Origin of the sequence: Nocardia sputorum, from assembly GCF_027924405.1 — a bacterium.
GTDB lineage: Bacteria > Actinomycetota > Actinomycetes > Mycobacteriales > Mycobacteriaceae > Nocardia > Nocardia sputorum.
Window position 1 is genome coordinate 1,586,578 of record NZ_AP026978.1, and the last position, 17,383, is coordinate 1,603,960.

The 17,383-nt window shown below is 70.2% G+C and carries 16 protein-coding genes; 11 read left to right on the forward strand and 5 right to left on the reverse strand.

The window, feature by feature from the left end; genetic code table 11:
- The first annotated feature begins 77 nt into the window (after positions 1–77).
- Complete coding sequence (locus QMG86_RS07170) at positions 78–1,181, forward strand: D-alanine--D-alanine ligase family protein (RefSeq protein WP_281878448.1); 1,104 nt, start codon at positions 78–80, stop codon at positions 1,179–1,181.
- Between the two features lie 368 nt (positions 1,182–1,549).
- Here QMG86_RS07170 and QMG86_RS07175 read toward each other — a convergent pair whose 3' ends face one another.
- Entirely contained in the window at positions 1,550–2,305 is a 756-nt protein-coding gene (locus QMG86_RS07175) for a DUF3515 domain-containing protein (RefSeq protein WP_281878449.1), read from the reverse strand.
- A gap of 166 nt (positions 2,306–2,471) precedes the next feature.
- On the opposite strand from QMG86_RS07175, the gene thiL reads away from it, so the two are divergent.
- The 4 genes from thiL to QMG86_RS07195 are packed head-to-tail and all read left to right on the forward strand — an operon-like array spanning position 2,472 to position 5,571.
- Positions 2,472–3,665: a thiamine-phosphate kinase gene (gene thiL, locus QMG86_RS07180; RefSeq protein WP_281878450.1), complete on the forward strand. Its 1,194-nt coding sequence runs from the start codon at positions 2,472–2,474 to the stop codon at positions 3,663–3,665.
- An 11-nt stretch (positions 3,666–3,676) separates the two neighbouring features.
- Positions 3,677–4,360 (forward strand): uracil-DNA glycosylase, encoded by a 684-nt coding sequence (locus QMG86_RS07185; protein WP_159838675.1) that lies wholly within the window; start codon positions 3,677–3,679, stop codon positions 4,358–4,360.
- A gap of 49 nt (positions 4,361–4,409) precedes the next feature.
- The gene (locus tag QMG86_RS07190; protein ID WP_281878451.1) at positions 4,410–4,649 is read left to right on the forward strand and encodes a hypothetical protein; all 240 of its coding nucleotides are present in this window, start codon (positions 4,410–4,412) and stop codon (positions 4,647–4,649) included.
- Between the two features lie 58 nt (positions 4,650–4,707).
- On the forward strand, positions 4,708–5,571 hold the full coding sequence (locus tag QMG86_RS07195; protein ID WP_281878452.1) for an alpha/beta fold hydrolase: 864 nt from the start codon (positions 4,708–4,710) through the stop codon (positions 5,569–5,571).
- A 7-nt stretch (positions 5,572–5,578) separates the two neighbouring features.
- Here QMG86_RS07195 and QMG86_RS07200 read toward each other — a convergent pair whose 3' ends face one another.
- The 3 genes from QMG86_RS07200 to rpmB all read right to left on the reverse strand — a co-directional run bounded on the left by QMG86_RS07200 (position 5,579) and on the right by rpmB (position 7,251).
- The gene (locus tag QMG86_RS07200) at positions 5,579–6,367 is read right to left on the reverse strand and encodes an enoyl-CoA hydratase-related protein (protein WP_281878454.1); all 789 of its coding nucleotides are present in this window, start codon (positions 6,365–6,367) and stop codon (positions 5,579–5,581) included.
- A gap of 58 nt (positions 6,368–6,425) precedes the next feature.
- Complete coding sequence (locus QMG86_RS07205) at positions 6,426–6,956, reverse strand: GNAT family N-acetyltransferase (RefSeq protein WP_281878456.1); 531 nt, start codon at positions 6,954–6,956, stop codon at positions 6,426–6,428.
- A gap of 103 nt (positions 6,957–7,059) precedes the next feature.
- Complete coding sequence (gene rpmB, locus QMG86_RS07210) at positions 7,060–7,251, reverse strand: 50S ribosomal protein L28 (RefSeq protein WP_063019880.1); 192 nt, start codon at positions 7,249–7,251, stop codon at positions 7,060–7,062.
- Positions 7,252–7,584: 333 nt separating this feature from the next.
- Here rpmB and QMG86_RS07215 point away from each other — a divergent pair, with 333 nt between their 5' ends.
- Positions 7,585–9,357, forward strand: coding sequence for a DAK2 domain-containing protein (locus QMG86_RS07215; protein ID WP_281880811.1), 1,773 nt, complete (start codon positions 7,585–7,587; stop codon positions 9,355–9,357).
- Between the two features lie 3 nt (positions 9,358–9,360).
- Complete coding sequence (gene recG / locus QMG86_RS07220; protein WP_281878458.1) at positions 9,361–11,643, forward strand: ATP-dependent DNA helicase RecG; 2,283 nt, start codon at positions 9,361–9,363, stop codon at positions 11,641–11,643.
- Between the two features lie 64 nt (positions 11,644–11,707).
- Here the strand turns inward: recG and QMG86_RS07225 are convergent, their stop codons facing one another.
- The gene (locus QMG86_RS07225; RefSeq protein WP_281878459.1) at positions 11,708–13,129 is read right to left on the reverse strand and encodes a short-chain fatty acyl-CoA regulator family protein; all 1,422 of its coding nucleotides are present in this window, start codon (positions 13,127–13,129) and stop codon (positions 11,708–11,710) included.
- 147 nt (positions 13,130–13,276) lie between these two features.
- On the opposite strand from QMG86_RS07225, the gene QMG86_RS07230 reads away from it, so the two are divergent.
- From QMG86_RS07230 to QMG86_RS07245, 4 genes are all read left to right on the forward strand, one after another.
- Positions 13,277–14,800 carry an MmgE/PrpD family protein gene (locus QMG86_RS07230; protein WP_281878460.1) on the forward strand — a complete coding sequence of 508 codons (1,524 nt, stop codon included), beginning with the start codon at positions 13,277–13,279 and terminating at the stop codon, positions 14,798–14,800.
- 20 nt (positions 14,801–14,820) lie between these two features.
- Entirely contained in the window at positions 14,821–15,729 is a 909-nt protein-coding gene (gene prpB / locus QMG86_RS07235; RefSeq protein ID WP_281880812.1) for a methylisocitrate lyase, read from the forward strand.
- A 5-nt stretch (positions 15,730–15,734) separates the two neighbouring features.
- Complete coding sequence (locus QMG86_RS07240) at positions 15,735–16,859, forward strand: bifunctional 2-methylcitrate synthase/citrate synthase (protein ID WP_281880813.1); 1,125 nt, start codon at positions 15,735–15,737, stop codon at positions 16,857–16,859.
- A 97-nt stretch (positions 16,860–16,956) separates the two neighbouring features.
- Positions 16,957–17,328, forward strand: coding sequence for a nuclear transport factor 2 family protein (locus QMG86_RS07245; RefSeq protein WP_281878462.1), 372 nt, complete (start codon positions 16,957–16,959; stop codon positions 17,326–17,328).
- Positions 17,329–17,383 lie beyond the last annotated feature (55 nt).

Genomic DNA, 17,383 nt, shown 5'->3' on the forward strand with positions numbered 1-17,383 from the left:
CTCCACGCGGGCGGAGGCCGGAGTGTCCGGGACGGTCAGCGGTGGGAGCGCGCACCGAAACGGGTACGGTTCGGGGCATGACGAACCGGATCAGGGTGGCTGTGGTGTTCGGCGGGCGCAGCAACGAGCACGCCGTGTCCTGCGTATCGGCCGGCAGCGTGCTGCGTCACCTGGATCCGCAGAAGTACGAGGTCGTGCCGATCGGCATCACCGCAGAGGGCCGCTGGGTGCTCGGCGGTTCGGACGTGGCCGCGCTCGGCATCCACGATCGCGCCCTGCCGTCGGTGGACGCCACCGGCACGGCCCTGACCCTCGCCGCGGACCCGAGCCGCTCGGGGGCGCTCATCGCGCTCGACGATCCGACCGCCGCGCTCGGCACGGTCGACGTGGTCTTCCCGATCCTGCACGGACCGTTCGGCGAGGACGGCACGTTGCAAGGAATGCTGGAACTCGCCGGAATCCCGTACGTCGGCCCCGGGGTGCTGGCCAGCGCGGCGGGCATGGACAAGGAGTTCACCAAGAAGTTGCTGGCGGCGGAGGGATTGCCGATCGGCACCCAGGTGGTGCTGCGGCCCGGCACCGCGACGGTCACCGAGGAGGACCGGCTGCGCCTGGGCCTGCCGGTGTTCGTGAAACCCGCCCGCGGCGGTTCATCGATCGGCATCACCCGCGTCACCGACTGGGCGGAGTTGGACGCCGCCATCGCCGCGGCGCGCGCGCACGACCCGAAGGTGATCGTCGAAGCCGGCATCGTCGGACGCGAAGTGGAATGCGGGGTGTTGGAATTCCCGGACGGCCGGGTCGCGGCGAGCGTGGTCGCTGAGATCCGGATGCCGGAGACCGGCACCACCGCCGAGAGTCCCGCGTTCTACGACTTCGACACCAAGTACCTCGACGACGTCTGCGAATTCGACGTGCCCGCCAAGCTGGACGACGAGGTCGCCGAGCAGATCAGGGAACTGGCCGTGCGTGCTTTCCAAGCACTCGACTGCCAGGGACTGGCGCGGGTCGACTTCTTCGTCACCGAGCAGGGACCGGTGATCAACGAGATCAACACGATGCCCGGATTCACCGCCATCTCGATGTATCCGCGCATGTGGGAGGCCACCGGCATCGATTACGCCGCACTGATCTCGACGCTCATCGAAACCGCGCTCGTCCGCGGCACCGGCCTGCGGTAGGACTCGGGCTCGCGCTTCGCGATGGCGGACACCGTCGTGCCGTGAGTGACCCGGACGAGCGGTCGTCGAGCGGCTGCACTGTGTAGTCGGCGGGACATCAGGGGCACTCTCGGCCCACGTCCGCGATGGTCCCCGGCGACAGCTACCGATCCCGACGGTAAGCCGATCCGCCGAGCCGGGGTTACCTGCCGAGATTTCGATGACGGTCAGGCGTGTCACCGCATTTCCGCCCAGCTTCCATCGTCATCCTGTACCGCTCATCCGGACCGGACCGGGCCGCGGCGCATCGCGCGCCCGGGACTCGGTGAGTGCGCCTCAGCCAGTCGCTCGCCGAATGCTTCTCCGGATCAGCGCGTGGCCGCGTGGCGTCAGTTGGGCAGCGGCCCAGGGTCGATCGGCTGGGCCGGGAGTTGGGCGGTGATGGTGTCGGAGACTTCTTGCAGCGGCGTCGGACCAGAACCGTCGGGGACGGTGAGGGCGATGTAGGCGCCCCGGTCGACGGCGAACCAGGTGCTCGCCGCGGCGGCCTGGTCACGGACCTCGAACCACTGCACGCCGTTCACGATCTGCAGCGGTGAAGCGCGGTTGAATTCCAGCGGGCGATCCAACCCGCAGCGCAGGACGATCGCGGTGCCGCCGTCGGGGCGCTGCCACGCGCGCGTGGCGGGTGGAGCGGGCTCCACCAGGGTCGACTTGGTGAACTCACCCAGGGTCGCGGGCAGCGCGGGCAGGAGAGCGGCGCAGGCCGGACCCTCCGCCGCCGGGGCCGGGACGGGACCGAGCACCAGAGGTTCGCGTTCGACCGGCGCGCGGCGCGCGAGCACGGCGGCGACCAGCACCGCGACGACCAGCACGACCGGAAGGGCCACGGCCGTGGCGATGAGGGCGGGCGAGTACTGGTGCGCCGAGGCCGATGCGGGCGCGCTGTCCGGCTCGTCCGCTGCGGCGGACTCTTCGGCGTCGCTCCGGTCGGCTGCTGCGTCGTCGTCCGGTGCCGCTGCGTTCGAGGGAACTGCGTCGGCGCTGTCCGCGTCCTTCGTGCCCTCGGGCTTCCGGGATCCGGTCGCGGCTTCCGAGTGTTCGTCCCGCTCCGCCGAATCGCGGTCCGGCGAATCCGCCGCCATGGTCACCGATCCTTTCTGCTGCGCGCGTCGCCCCGGTCGGCAGCCGCACAGCGGTGGACCGGGCCGGTGGTACTCGAGTGCCTCCGAAAGGGTACCGTCGGGCTCGTTCCAGCAAGCAGCGCGCCGGAAAGGATCGGTCATCAGCGCCAGCCGGGCCCCGAGAACAGTGCGTGAACTGGGGGAGTTCGCGCTGATCGACCGTATCAACGCGGGACGGGTGCAGGCGCCCGGTGTGCTGCTCGGCCCCGGCGACGACGCCGCGCTGGTCGCGGCGCCGGACGGCCGGTTCGTGGTGACCACCGACATGCTCGTGCAGGACCGGCATTTCCGGCTGGACTGGTCCAGCCCCGAGGACATCGGCCGCAAGGCGATCGCGCAGAACGCCGCCGACGTGGTGGCCATGGGCGCGACGCCGACCGCGTTCGTCGTCGCGCTCGGCTGCCCGGCCGACACCCCGCTCGCGGTGATCGACGGACTCGCGGACGGCATGTGGGCCGAGGCCGCCAGGGCGGGCGCGTCCATCGCGGGCGGCGACCTGGTCCGCAGCCGTGAACTGGTCGTTTCCGTCACCGCCTTCGGCGATCCGGTCGGCGCGCCGATCACCAGAGCGGATGCGCGCGTGGGCGATGTCGTCGCGGTCGCGGGCCGGCTCGGCTGGTCGGCCGCGGGGCTGGCCGCCTTCACCGCCGGAGCGACCGGACCCGAGGTCGCGGAAGCGCTTGCCGCGCATCGAGTCCCGCAGCCGCCGTACGCCGTCGTCCTGGACGCGCTACGCCGTGTGCCGCGCGCGGACTCGAATGTTCCGCAGGCGCAGCGGATTTCATCGCAGACCGATACCACGTCCGATTCGGCCGCCCGAGGTCCGGCGACGGTCTCCTTCGATGACGGAGCGTCGAATTCGCCCCGGGTGACGGCCGCCGAGTCGTCCGGATCAGTGCCGCCCGGCGCGGACCGGGAAGCGCAAACTGCCTCGGAAAGGCGGGTGGCGGGTGGCGGGACCGATCCCGGACTGCACGCGCTGACCGACGTGTCCGACGGATTGCTCGCTGACCTCGGACACATCGCCGCGGCTTCGGGCGTGGGCATCGACCTGGCTTCGGCCGCCCTGCGCGACCCGGCGCTGGATCTCGTCGCCGCCCGGCTGGACGCCGATGCGGCCCAATGGATCCTGACCGGAGGCGAGGACCATGCCTTCGCGGGCGCATGGTCGCCCGACCGCGCACTACCCGCCGGATGGACCGCGATCGGGCGCGTTGTGGCCGGTCGCGGGCTCACCGTCGACGGCGTCGCCCAGACGGGTGACGGTGGGTGGGAATCGTTCCGTGGGGCGGACTCGTCAGCCGACGGCCGACCACGCTAAGTTGTGCGGTCATGGGCGCGAAACCACTGTCGGAAATCATGGATCCGGGATGGGCGAAGGCACTCGAGCCGGTGGCGGATCGGATTTCCGCCATGGGCGAATTCCTTCGCGCCGAGAACGCCGCGGGCCGTGGCTACCTGCCGTCCGGTGAGAACGTCCTGCGCGCCTTCCAGCGCCCCTTCGAAGCGGTGCGCGTCCTCGTCGTCGGCCAGGATCCCTACCCGACGCCGGGCCACCCCATGGGTCTCAGTTTCTCCGTGGCGCCGGACGTTTCGCCGATCCCGCGCAGCCTGGCGAACATCTTCGCCGAATACAGCAAGGATCTCGGCCACCCGACGCCGTCCTGCGGGGATCTGAGTCCGTGGTCGGATCAAGGTGTGCTGATGCTGAACCGAGTGCTCACCGTGTCGCCCGGCAAGCCCGCCTCGCATCGGGGCAAGGGATGGGAGGCGGTCACCGATCAGGCGATCCGCGCCCTCGTCGCCCGGGACGAGCCGTTGGTCGCGATCCTGTGGGGCCGCGACGCGGCGACGTTGAAGCCACAGCTGGCCGAATCAGAGGTCCCCTACATCGAGTCCGCGCATCCGTCGCCGCTGTCGGCGTCTCGTGGGTTCTTCGGTTCCCGTCCCTTCTCGCGAGTGAACGAACTACTCGACGAACTGGGGGCCGAACCGGTTGACTGGCGCCTGCCCTGATCGGGCGTCTGTGTGTGATCGACCGAAGTAACGAGTGAGGAGCTGTTCCATGCACAACACCACCGTCCGCGGCGCGCTGCGCGGCACCACCGCGACCTTGGCCTTCTGCGCCGCTCTCGCCAGCGGCGCCGCCGTCGCGGGTGCGGCGCCGCTGCGGCTCGAGCCCACCACGGAGACCGCGACGGCCCCGGTCGCCGAGGAGTACACCTCCAGCGGCTCCTCCACCATCTCCGCCTCGGTGAACGCCAAGATCGCGTGCCTGTTCTTCGTGGGCAATCTGGGCTGCTGAATCCGCGAATCGCCGGGTTCGTCCCGGCGCGGAACGGCATTGTGCGATCCTACAGATCGTGAGTAATGCGAACAATCTTCTCGAACCGTCTCGGCTCCGGCTGCGCGGTTCGGGTGGACTCGAGCTGGCCGCCGATCAGTTCGGCCCCGTCGACGGCCCGCTCGTCGTCTTCCTGCACGGTGGCGGGCAGACCCGGCACTCGTGGAAGAAGACCGGCGCCCGGCTGGGCGCGTCGGGAATGCGGGTGGTCACGGTCGACGCCCGCGGCCACGGTGACAGCGAGTGGGCGCCGGATCGCGACTACCGGCGCGAGACCATGGTCGAGGACCTCCTGCTGGTGCTGGAACAGCTCGGCGCGCCCGCGGTGGTCGTCGGCGCCAGCATGGGGGGCATCACCGGGCTGCTCGCGACCGCGCGGCCCGGCGGGCAGGCGATCACCGCGTTGGTCCTCGTCGACATCGTCACCCGGCCCGAACCGGAAGGGGTCGCCCGGGTGATCGACTTCCTCGGCAAGCATCGCGACGGCTTCGACAGCATCGAGGAGGCGGCCGACGCGGTCGCCGCGTACCTGCCGCACCGCCCGCGGCCGAAGAGCACCGAGGGCTTGCTGCGCAATCTGCGCGAGCGCGACGGTCGGTGGTACTGGCACTGGGATCCGGACATGCTGAGCGACCGGGTCGAGGACCCGTCCGCCATGATCGAGCCGATGGAGGACGCGGCGCGCGCGTTGCGCATCCCGGTGCTGCTGGTCCGCGGCATGCGCTCGGACGTGGTGAGCGCCGAAGGGGCCGAAGCGTTCCAGCGGCTGGTGCCGCACGCCCAACTGGTGGAGATCGGCGGCGCCGCGCACACCGCGGCCGGTGACGACAACGACTCGTTCACCGACGCGGTGGCGAAATTCGTCCTCGCGACGCTGGAATGACGCCTGCTCAGGCGAGCCCGGCGTAATCGGGCTTGCGCTTCGCGACGAACGCGTCCACGCCCTCGCGACCGGCGGCGGAGCCCGCGGCCGCGGCGATGCCGTCGCGTTCGCTGTCGAGCTGGTCGCTCAGCGTCGCGCTCTCCGACTGCCGCAGCAACGACTTGATGCCGGCATGGGTCGAACGCGGTCCGGTGGCGAGGGCGCGCGCCAGTCGCTGTGCCTCCGCGGCGATCTCTCCGTCGGGGACCAGCCTGCTCAGCACACCGAGGCGTACCGCCTCGCCGGCGTCCAGGACGGCGTCGGTGAGCAGGATTTCCCGCGCCCGTGCCCGTCCGACGACGCGCGGCAGCGTCCAGGACATGCCCCCGTCGGGGCTGAGGCCGATGCCGGGATAGGCCGGGCGCAGCTTGGTGCCGGGTCCGCCCAGCGCGATGTCGGCCAGGCAGACCAGGCTCATCCCCGCGCCGGCCGCCCAGCCCTGGACCGCGGCCACCACCGGGACCGTGACCGCGTCCAGCGCGCGGACGAACTCGTGCAGATCGGTGGCCAGACCGTGAATGTGTGCCGAGCGGTCCTGCGCCGCGGCGAAACCGCGCACGTCGCCGCCCGCGCAGAAGTTCGCGCCGGTGCCACGCAGCAGCACCGCGCCCACGTCGGAGCCGAGCGCGTGCAGAGCCGCGGTGCCCGCGTTGATGCCCGCGAAGTCCATGGAAGTGCCGTTGGCGGACGTGGCGATGGTGATCTGGAGGACGCCGTCGACGGTGGTCACGTACCCGGCTTGCTCGCTGGTGGTCATGATCTGCACCCTAGTGGGCGCCGCCGAACGCGGTCCCCGCGTGGTGCGGAGGGTGCGCCTACCGGGTTCCCACCGCCGCGCGATCCGCGTGCATCGTCGGCGTGCGCACCATGCGCACCTCCATCGCGGCGGTGAACACCTCGACTTTGCGCGTGCCGTCGAGCACGAAACCATGCTTGCGATAGAACGCCTGGGCGCGCGCGTTCTGTTCGAACACCCACAGCGAGCACGGAGCGGCCGGATCGAGCGCGGCGCGAATCAAGTCGTCGGCGACTCCGCTGCCGTGCCAGGCGGAACGCACATAGAGGGCGTGCAGTTCGAGCGGGGTCACCGCGTCCGCGTCGCCGGGCGGACCCGCGCTGGAGAATCCGATCACGACGTCGTCGACGATCGCGACGTGCGTGCGGCCCGGATAGCGCACCCGGTCGCGCTCCCACTGTTCGGCCCGCCGCGCGACGTCGAACGCGTCGAGCACGTGCGCGGGAACCAGCCCCCGATACGCCTCGCGCCAGCAGTCGATGTGGCATTCGGCGAGGCTGTGGACGTACTCGGCGGCCAATGGCTGGACCCGCCACGGACGCGTCGTCACCACGGCTCCGTCAGCCGGATGCCGGTAGTCATGACGACGCCCCGGACCACCCGATACGGGTGCCGGGGCGCGTGCCGACAGTGCTGGCCAGCCGGAGGGCGGATCAGCCGCGGGTGACCTTGCCCGCCTTCAGGCAGGAGGTGCACACGTTCATGCGGCGGGTGTTGCCCGGGGCGACCTGCGCGCGCACGGTCTGAATGTTCGGGTTCCAACGACGGTTGGTGCGCCGGTGCGAGTGCGAGACCGACTTCCCGAAGCCGGGGCCCTTGGCGCAGACGTCGCAGACGGCAGCCATAGTCGCGAACTCCTTCATGTCAATGGTGGGGACCGCCGCTTTCGCGATGCGGCGCGTCCTCGTGCAATGTCGAGTATGTGCCCTGTCGGCGGAGAGCCGACCAGCGCTGACCGGCGACGGCCGCGCGAGGCAACCCTGCAAGGGTAGCTGTGCTGCCACCGATCCACCAAACCGGTCCCCGCGGACGAGTGCCGGATCGTTTGCCGGGCACCTCCATTCTAAGGACGCGATGTTGCCGGTCGCCTGTCGGGACCGCCCGCTAACCTGGCGGGCGGCGGTGGTGCGCGGGTGGCGGAAGGGAGTGAGGTGACGGTGTCCGGAGTGCGAGAAGTGATGGACGGCACGGCATTGCTGCGCTGGGGCCGTACCTGTCTCGCCGGCTTGGCGCACCGGCGCGAGGAGATCAACGCGCTCAATGTCTTTCCCGTCCCGGACTCGGACACGGGTACGAACCTGCTGGCCACCATGCGTGCCGCGGTCGAGGCAGGAGAGGCGGCCGGTGCGCGCGCGAACGCGGACGGGAGCGCGGCCCGTGCCGTCGCCGTCGCGATGGCGCACGGCGCGACGGTCGGGGCTCGGGGCAATTCCGGGATCATCCTGTCCCAGGTGCTGCGCGGCGTCGCGGACGTGGTGGACGGCGGCCCGTTCACGGGGGACAGCCTGCGCGCCGCGCTGGCCAGGGCATCCGGGCTGGTCCGGGAGGCACTGAGCGTGCCGATCGAAGGGACCATTCTCACCGTGCTGGACCGCGCGACCGCGGCGGCCGCGCGGTGCCCGGACCAGGAGCTGGCGAACGTGGCGCTGGCGGCCGCGGACGGCGCGGCCGAAGCGCTCGGCGACACTCCGTTCCAATTGGGTGTGCTGGGTCAGGCGGGAGTCGTCGACGCGGGAGCCCGCGGGTTGGTCGTGCTGCTGGACAGCTTGGTCACCGTGACCCGAGGCGAGGCGCCCACGCGTCCGGAGTACCCCCGGCCGTCGGCGGCGCGGAACGCGCCTGCCTGCGCCGCCGAACCGCGCTACGAAGTGATGTATCTACTGGCCGATTCCGACGAGCGGAGAGTCGCCGCGCTGCGCGCCCGTCTGGGTGAACTCGGCGACTCGGTCGTGGTGGTCGGCGACGGGCTCGGCTCCTGGTCGGCGCATGTGCACTGCGCCGACGCGGGTGCGGCGGTGGAGGCGGGCATCGCGGCGGGCGTGCTGAGCCGGATCCGCATCGAGAACGTGCTGCGCACGTCGCATCCGGACGTGCAGGCCGGGTCCGGCGACTCCGTCACCGCCGAGGTCGGCGAACGTGCGAACTGGGCCGATCTCGATCCTGGCGCGACGTCCGGCTTGCCTACCCGACCCGGCCGGGAAGGCGGCTTCGCAGGCTCCGCGCCGACCGCCGATACGAATCATGCGGTGGTCGGTGTGCTCGGCCCGGGCGCGGCGGCGACGCCGGGGGTTCCGGCGGATCGCGGGATTTTGGCCGTGGTGGCGGGCGCGGGTGCGGCGGCGTTGTTCGAGGACGCGGGCGCCGTGGTGCTGGCGGGCGACGAGCCGGTCACGGCGGCGGCGCTGCTGGCCGCGATCCGGCGGATGCCGAACCGCGAAGTGCTGGTGCTGCCCAACGGCGCGCTGCCCGCGCACGAATTGGTCGCCGTCGGCGTCGCCGCGCGCGACGCCCGTCGCGACGTGCTGCTGCTGCCGAGCGCGTCGATGGTGCAGGGACTGGCCGCCTTGGCCGTGCACGACCGCGGGCGGATCGCGGTGGACGACGCGTTCGCCATGTCGGAGGCGGCGGCCACGACGCGGTGGGGATCGCTGCGCGCGGCGACCGAGCGCGCGCTCACCATGGTCGGCACCTGCGAACCGGGCGACGGGCTCGGACTGGCCGGGCACGACGTCGTCGTGATCGAGCGCGACGTGCGCGCGGCCGGGCGGACACTGCTGGACCGGCTGCTCGCCTTCGGCGGCGAGCTGGTCACGCTGCTGGTGGGCGCGGCCGCGCCGGAAGGTCTCGGCGACGAACTCGCCAGGTACGTCGAGCAGAACTTTCCCGGGGTCGAGGTGATCGTGTATTCCGGTGGGCAGCACGGTGATTCGGTGCAGATCGGAGTGGAATAGGGCATGGCGACACTGGGCGATCGGCTCGACCACATCCTCGGGGCGAAGGCGGCGGCCTCGCTGGCGGACGCGTTCGACATGCAGACCGTCGAGGATCTGCTGCGGCACTATCCCCTGCGGTACGCGACGCAGGGGCAGCCGCTCACCGAGGAGGCGCCCGAGGACGGTTCGCACATCACCGTCATCGGCCGGATCACCAAGGCCGAGCTGCGGCCGATGCGCAACCGCCGCGGGTCGTTGCTGAAGGTGGTCCTCGACACCGGCTCCGGCCGTGGCGTCGACGTCACCTTCTTCCATGGCGACAAGGTGAAACACGTGGTCCGTGCGGGTTTGCGGGCGATGATGTCGGGCACGGTGACGTACTGGCGGCCCGGTCAGTGGAATCTGAGCCACCCCGGCTACCTGATCCTGCCGGAGACCGAGGACGACACCGACTCGGTCGGCGCGCTGACGAAGGTACGCGGCGGCGGGGACCTGCGCGGTCTCGCGCAGAGCGCGCGAGGCGCGGGCGGGGTGGACACGGCGTTCATGGAACGCGAGTTCATCCCGGTCTACCCGGCCACCGCGAAGGTGCAGAGTTGGGACGTGCTGGCCTGCGTTCGGCAGGTGCTCGACCAGCTCGACCCGCTCGACGATCCGCTGCCGGAGGACGTGCGCGCCGAGCGCGCGCTGCCGAACCTGTCCGACGCGCTACGCCTGATCCACCTGCCCGAGCGCAAGTCCGATATCGATCAGGCCAAGGACCGGTTGCGTTTCGACGAGGCGCTGGCCTTGCAGCTGGTGCTGGCCGAGCGCAGGCACGAGGTGTCCGGGCGCCGGGCCCGTGCCTGCGCGCCGCGCGCCGACGGCATCGCCGCCGCGTTCGACCAGCGCCTGCCCTTCGATCTGACCGCGGGGCAGCAGCAGGTCGTGGCCGAGATTTCCGCCGACCTGGCTCGGGAGCAGCCGATGCACCGGTTGCTGCAAGGCGAGGTGGGCTCCGGCAAGACGATCGTCGCCCTGCACGCCATGCTGCAGGTGGTGGACGCGGGATTGCAGTGCGCGCTGCTCGCCCCGACGGAAGTGCTCGCCGCGCAGCACTATCGGTCGCTGCGCGGCATGCTCGGTGAGCTGGGCGCCGCGGGCGAGCTGGGCGCGGCCGACCACGCCACCCGCGTGGTGCTGGTGACCGGGTCGATGTCGGCCGCGGCCAAGAAGGCCGCGCTGCTGGAGGCGGTGACCGGCGAGGCGGGCATCGTGATCGGCACGCACGCGCTGATCCAGGACAACGTCGAGTTCTTCGATCTCGGCATGGTGGTGGTCGACGAGCAGCATCGTTTCGGGGTGGAACAGCGAGACGCGCTGCGCGCCAAGGCGAAAGCGGGCACCAGCCCGCATCTGCTGGTGATGACCGCGACCCCGATCCCGCGCACCATCGCCATGACCACGCTCGGCGATCTGGAGACGTCCACGCTGACCGAATTGCCGAAAGGCCGTTCGCCGATCGTCTCCAAGGTGGTGCCGCGCCGGTTGCACCCGAACTGGGTGGATCGCGCCTGGGAGCGGATCGTGGAGGAGGTCGCCGCCGGTCGCCAGGCATATGTGGTGTGTTCGCGCATCGGTGACGACGAGGAGCCGGCGGGCAAGTCGCGCAACGGACGCGCGAAGTCCGGCGACGGCGCGAAGGAGGGCCCGGCCACCCAGGCGGTGCTCGACGTGTTCGAGATGCTGCGCGGCGGCCCGCTGTCCGGCGTGCGGGTCGGCTTGCTGCACGGCAGACTCCCCGCCGACGAGAAAGACCAAGTGATGCGGGCGTTCAACGACGGATCGGTGGATGTGCTGGTGTGCACCACCGTGGTCGAGGTCGGCGTGGACGTGCCCAACGCGACGGTGATGGTGATCGTGGACGCCGACCGGTTCGGCGTCAGTCAGTTGCATCAGCTGCGCGGCCGTATCGGCCGGGGCGAGCACCCCGGGTTGTGCCTGCTGGTCACGGACGCCGCGCCGGGCGGGTCGGCCATGGCGCGGCTGGACGCGGTCGCCGCCACCACCGACGGCTTCGAACTGTCGGTGCTCGACCTGCGGACCCGCCGCGAGGGTGACGTGCTCGGCGCCGCCCAGTCCGGCACGGCCCGTTCGCTGCGGCTGCTGTCGCTGCTGGACGATCTCGAGGTGATCACCGCCGCCCAGGAATTCGCCCGGGCCGTCGTGGCGTCCGACCCGGGCCTGCGCAAGCACCCCGGTCTGGCCGGGATGATGCACGCGGCGGTGGACTCCGAGCGGCTGGAGTACCTGGCGAAGTCCTGACGCCGCTCGACGCGGCCGATCGGGGCGAGCTACACCGTGGACGAGCCCGAGCGCATCGCCACGGTCACCGCCCGAGACGCGGATAGGGCAGGTCGGTGCTGGTGTGCTCGGCGACCGCCAGCGGACTGCCGATGTGTGGGAAGGCCCGCTGCGGGCACGCGGGCCGCTCGCACACCTTGCAGCCGGCCCCGATCGGGACCGAGGCCGCCGGATCGTCCAACTGCAATCCGGCCGAGTACACCAAGCGGTCGGCGTATTCGACATCGCAGCCGAGGCCGATCGCGAAGTTCTTCGCGGCGGTGCCGAATCCGTGCGGGGCGATCGCCGCGGTGCGGGCCACCCACAGGTAGCGGCGGCCGTCGGGCATCTCGGCCACCTGGGTCAGGATGCGGCCGGGGTTGGAGAAGGCCTCGTGCACCACCCACAGCGGGCAACTGCCGCCGACCCGGGAGAAATGGAACGCGGTCGCGGACTGACGCTTGGAGATGTTGCCCGCCCGGTCGGTGCGCACGAAGAAGAACGGGACGCCGCGCTGGCCCTGCCGCTGCAGCGTGCTGAGCCGATGGCAGATGGTCTCGAAGCCGACTTCGAAACGCAGACCGAGCAGGTCGATGTCGTAGTGCAGTTCCTCGGCCGAGCGCAGGAATCGCCCGTACGGCAGGACCAGCGCGCCCGCGAAATAATTGGCCAGCCCGATCCGTGCCAGTGTGCGGGACTCGCCGCTGAGCGACGGGCTCTCGGCCAGCACGGCATCCAGTTCGGCCCCGTACAAGAGGAAGCCGAGCGTGGTGGCGATCTGGAAGGCGCGCTGGCCCGGCCGCAACCGGCGGGCGAGCGTGAGCGTCCGGGTCTCCGGGTCGTAGTGCCGTTTGGGAACGGTGCGGTCGGCGCCGTCGCCGCGCACCAGGACGGTGACCCCGGCGCGTTCCTCGGCGATGCGGGCGAGCTGGCGATCCAACGAGCCGATGGTGAGTCCGGAGTTCTCGAACAACTGTTCCGCGGCGATGTCGAGCTGCGGAATGTGGTTGTGATGGTCGTAGAAGAAGTCGCGCACGTCCTCGTAGGGCATGGGCACGCCGGGCGCGCCCGCCGGGGCGGAGACCCGCGCCGACAGCAGATCGAGCTGATCGGTGGCGGCGCGTAGTCGGCGATGCATCGCCACGACGATCCGGGCGACCTCCGGCTGGCGGGTGGCCAGCTCCTCCACTTCGGTCAGCGGGGCGGTGTGCCCGCCCGCGGCGTCGATGAGCACTTCGTGCAGGTCCGACACGAGACGCGCGTCGGAATCGGCGGCGAAGAACTGGACGTCCAGATCGAAGGTGGAATTGAGTTTCAGCAGTACGGGAATGGTGAGTGGGCGCTGGTCGCGCTCGAGCTGATTGAGGTAGCTCGGCGACAGATCCAGCGATTTCGCCAGAGCCGCCTGAGTCATCCTCCGCTCTTCGCGCAATCGCCGAAGCCGGGCGCCCGCATACATCTTGCGCACGTGCACGATGGTAGCTGCGATGATTCGCAATCATCGCAAAAACACGCGTTATTACCCACGAAAATATGCTTTTGCAAGGTGTTCAGCAATGTATTCGAGCTGCGTAGCGTGCGAAGAGAGGTTTTGCCGCCGTGTCGTGGAGGATGCATGAAAATACACACCGTACGAGCCCGTTCCGCCGCCGAGGAGTTCCCGCGCGCGGAGCATCTCGCGACGAAGATCGCTGAGGTGGCCGTGGACCCGGTCGAAGTCACCACCGAAGTCGCCGCGATGATCGTCAACCGGATCATCGACAACGCCGCGGTAGCCGCCGCGGCGCTGACGCGCCGCCCGGTGGCCGCGGCGCGCGCCCAGGCCACCGCGCAGCCCTACTCGCCGCGCGCAGGCCGCCGAGGCGCGACGGTGTTCGGTTTGCCCGTCCGGCAGCGGGTTTCGCCCGAATGGGCCGCTTGGGCCAACGGCGTCGCGGTGCGGGAGCTGGACTTCCACGACACGTTCCTCGCCGCGGAGTACTCGCATCCCGGGGACAACATCCCACCGATCCTCGCCGTCGCCCAGCATCTCGGCCGCGGCGGCGCCGACCTGATTCGCGGGCTGGCCACCGGCTACGAGATCCAGATCGATCTGGCTCGCGGGATCTGTCTGCACGAGCACAAGATCGACCATGTCGCCCACCTCGGCCCCTCCGTCGCGGCCGGCATCGGAACGCTGCTCGAACTCGACACCGAAACCATCTACCAGGCGCTCGGCCAGACCCTGCACACCACCACGGCGACGCGGCAATCCCGCAAAGGCGAGATCTCCAGCTGGAAGGCGTACGCTCCGGCGTTCGCGGGGAAGACGGCGGTGGAGGCCGTGGATCGCGCGCTGCGGGGCGAGGGTGCGCCCGCGCCGATCTGGGAGGGCGCCGACGGCGTGATCGCCCGGCTGCTCGGCGGGCCGGACGCCGCATACCGGGTGCCGCTGCCCGGGCCGGGCGAGGCCAAACGGGCCATCCTGGACAGCTACACCAAGGAACACTCGGCCGAATATCAGAGCCAGGCGCCGATCGATCTCGCTCGCCGAATGCGCGCGCGGATCGGCGACCTCGAGCAGATCGTCTCCATAGTGCTGCATACCAGTCACCACACACACGTGGTGATCGGCACGGGTTCCGGCGATCCGCAGAAGTTCGATCCGCACGCCAGTCGCGAAACCCTCGACCATTCGGTGCCGTATATCTTCGCGGTCGCGCTGCAAGACGGGAGCTGGCACCACGAGCGGTCCTACGCGCCGGAGCGGGCGCGACGGCCGGACACCGTCGCGCTGTGGCGCAAGATCAGTACGACCGAGGATCCGGACTGGACCCGCCGCTATCACGCCACCGATCCTCGCGAGAAGGCATTCGGCGCACGAGCTGTCGTGACACTGCGGAGCGGGGAGACGATCGTCGACGAACTGGCGGTCGCCGACGCGCATCCGCTGGGAGCGCGCCCCTTCGGCCGGACGCAGTACATCGCCAAGTTCCGGGCCTTGGCCGAGGGTGTGCTCGACGAGGACGAGCAGGAGCGTTTCCTCGACGTGGCGCAGCGGACGCCGGAACTGGCGCCCGGGGAGCTGGACCAGCTGAGTTTCACCGTATCCGAGCAGGTGCTGAGCCGGGCGCCGCGGATTCCGGAAGGAGTCTTCTGATGCGCGCGCCGGTGGGTACGGTGACCGGCCTGCTTTCGTCTGCGGCGAGCGCGGAACACAAGCGCGTGGCGTTCCGGGCCGGTCTGGCCTCCGGACGTATCCAGCGAATGCCGGGTGCCTTCGACCCGTTGGTGGCCCGGGTGATCCAGGAGATCGGGTTCGAAGGCGTATACGTCTCGGGCGCGGTGACAGCGGCCGAGCTGGCCCTGCCCGACATCGGGCTGACCACCCTCGGCGAGGTGACCGCGCGCGGGCAGCAGATCGCACGTGCGACCGAGCTTCCGGTGCTCATCGACGCGGACACCGGCTTCGGCGAGCCGATGAACGCCGCCCGCACCGTGACCCTCTTGGAGGACGCGGGGCTGGCGGGCTGCCACATCGAGGACCAGGTCAACCCGAAGCGTTGCGGGCACCTCGACGGCAAGTCCGTGGTGCCGGTCGAGGATATGGTGCGGCGGTTGCGCGCCGCCGTGTCGGCCCGGCGCGACCCGAACTTCGTCGTCTGCGCCCGCACCGACGCACGCGCGACCGAAGGATTGGCTTCGGCGATCGATCGGGCCAAGGCCTACGCGGACGCCGGTGCGGACCTGATCTTCGCCGAAGCGCTGGCCGACGCCTCGGAGTTCGCGAGATTCCGTGCTGCCGTGCGAGTTCCCTTGCTGGCGAACATGACCGAGTTCGGCAAGTCCGAACTGCTCCCGGCGCGCCTGCTCGAGGAGCTCGGCTACAACGCGGTCATCTATCCGGTGACCACCTTGCGACTGGCCATGCACGCCGTGGAGAACGGGCTACGCGACATCGACCGCACCGGGACCCAGGCCGCGCTGCTCGACCGCATGCAGCATCGGTCCCGCCTCTATGAACTACTGCGCTACCAGCGCTACAGCGAATTCGACGCAGGAATATTCACCTTCACCGTGAGCGAGTGAACGATATGACCGAGATCAAGAAGGGCCTGGCGGGCGTGGTGGTCGACACCACCGCCGTCTCGAAGGTGGTACCGGAGACCAACTCCCTGACCTATCGCGGCTACGCGGTGCCGGATCTGGCCCGGCACTGCGGGTTCGAGGAGGTCGCCTACCTGCTCTGGTACGGCGAACTGCCGGACTCCGCGCAATTGGAGCTGCTGTGCGGGCGCGAGCGCGCCCAGCGCCGGATCGATCGGTCCGTACTGTCGCTGATCGAGAAGATGCCCGACTCGTGTCATCCGATGGACGTGGTGCGGACGGTGGTGAGTTATCTGGGAGCCGAGGACCCGGAGGAGGATCTCACCGGCGCCCCGGCCCGGCGGGCGCTGCTGGCCAAGGCGCTGCGCTTGACGGCGATGCTGCCCACCGTGATCGCGGCCGACATGCGCAGGCGGCGCGGGCTGGATTTCGTCGCGCCGCACTCGCACTTGGGTTTCGCGGAGAACTTCCTGAACATGTGCTTCGGTGCGGTACCCGATCCACGCATCGTCAAGGCGTTCGAGACCTCTTTGATCCTCTACGCGGAACACGGTTTCAACGCCTCGACCTTCGCCGCCCGGGTGGTCACCTCCACCCGATCGGACATCTACAGCGCGGTCACGGCCGCGATCGGCGCGCTGAAAGGCCCGCTGCACGGCGGTGCCAACGAGGCCGTCATGCACGCGCTGCTGGAGATCGGCGAACCGGAACGAGCCCGCGAATGGTTGCGCGGCAAGCTCGCGGACAAGCAGAAAGTGATGGGGTTCGGGCACCGGGTCTATCGGAACGGCGACTCCCGGGTGCCGACCATGCGGGCGCAGTTGGCGCAGGTCGCGGCGGTGACCGGCGGCGAGCGGTGGCTGCGGGTCTGCGCCGCGCTGGAACGCGCGATGGACGAGGCCACCGGTATCAAGCCGAACCTGGATTTCCCGGCCGGTCCCGCCTACTACCTGATGGGCTTCGACATCGCCATGTTCACGCCGATCTTCGTGATGAGCAGGATCACCGGGTGGACCGCGCACATCATCGAGCAGGCGGCGTCGAACGCGCTGATCCGGCCGTTGTCGGAGTACATCGGCGTCCCGCAGCGCGAGCTGGCGGTCAGTCGCTGACCGGAGCCGCCGCCGGGTGCATCCCCTTCCGCGCCGAGCAATTGCTTGGTTGAATGTTGCCGTCCGGCGTCCCGGCAGCAGGAAGTGAGCAGAACCGATGCCCGATCCCGACGAACTCGTGCGTGCGATGTGCCGAAGCTGGTCCGACCCCGATCCGGATCGGATCAGCGCCTACTTCGCCGAGGACGCCGTCTACCACAACATCCCGATGGAACCCATCGTCGGCCGCGCCGCCATCCGCGACTTCATCGCGGGTTTCCTGACCACGTTCGATGCCATCGACTTCGACATCCACCACCAGATCGCCTCCGGCGCCGTGGTGATGAACGAGCGCACCGACACCCTCCGCTCCGCAGGCCGCGAGACCCCGCTCCCGGTCATGGGCTTCTTCGAAGTCGCCGACGGCGAGATCACCGTATGGCGCGATTACTTCGACATGGCCGCCATCAACCGAGCCTTCGGCCTGTAGACCGGCGGAAAATTCCTTCTCTTGCTTGGAACCGAATCAGGGGTGGGCGCGTCGA

Coding starts and splice junctions, on each gene's coding strand:
- QMG86_RS07170 (WP_281878448.1), top strand. CDS start 78: ATGACGAACCGGATCAGGGTGGCTGTGGTGTTCGGCGGGCGCAGCAAC.
- QMG86_RS07175 (WP_281878449.1), bottom strand. CDS start 2,305: ATGGCGGCGGATTCGCCGGACCGCGATTCGGCGGAGCGGGACGAACAC.
- QMG86_RS07185 (WP_159838675.1), top strand. CDS start 3,677: ATGGGCGCGAAACCACTGTCGGAAATCATGGATCCGGGATGGGCGAAG.
- QMG86_RS07190 (WP_281878451.1), top strand. CDS start 4,410: ATGCACAACACCACCGTCCGCGGCGCGCTGCGCGGCACCACCGCGACC.
- QMG86_RS07200 (WP_281878454.1), bottom strand. CDS start 6,367: ATGACCACCAGCGAGCAAGCCGGGTACGTGACCACCGTCGACGGCGTC.
- rpmB (WP_063019880.1), bottom strand. CDS start 7,251: ATGGCTGCCGTCTGCGACGTCTGCGCCAAGGGCCCCGGCTTCGGGAAG.
- QMG86_RS07215 (WP_281880811.1), top strand. CDS start 7,585: ATGGACGGCACGGCATTGCTGCGCTGGGGCCGTACCTGTCTCGCCGGC.
- recG (WP_281878458.1), top strand. CDS start 9,361: ATGGCGACACTGGGCGATCGGCTCGACCACATCCTCGGGGCGAAGGCG.
- QMG86_RS07230 (WP_281878460.1), top strand. CDS start 13,277: ATGAAAATACACACCGTACGAGCCCGTTCCGCCGCCGAGGAGTTCCCG.
- QMG86_RS07240 (WP_281880813.1), top strand. CDS start 15,735: ATGACCGAGATCAAGAAGGGCCTGGCGGGCGTGGTGGTCGACACCACC.
- QMG86_RS07245 (WP_281878462.1), top strand. CDS start 16,957: ATGCCCGATCCCGACGAACTCGTGCGTGCGATGTGCCGAAGCTGGTCC.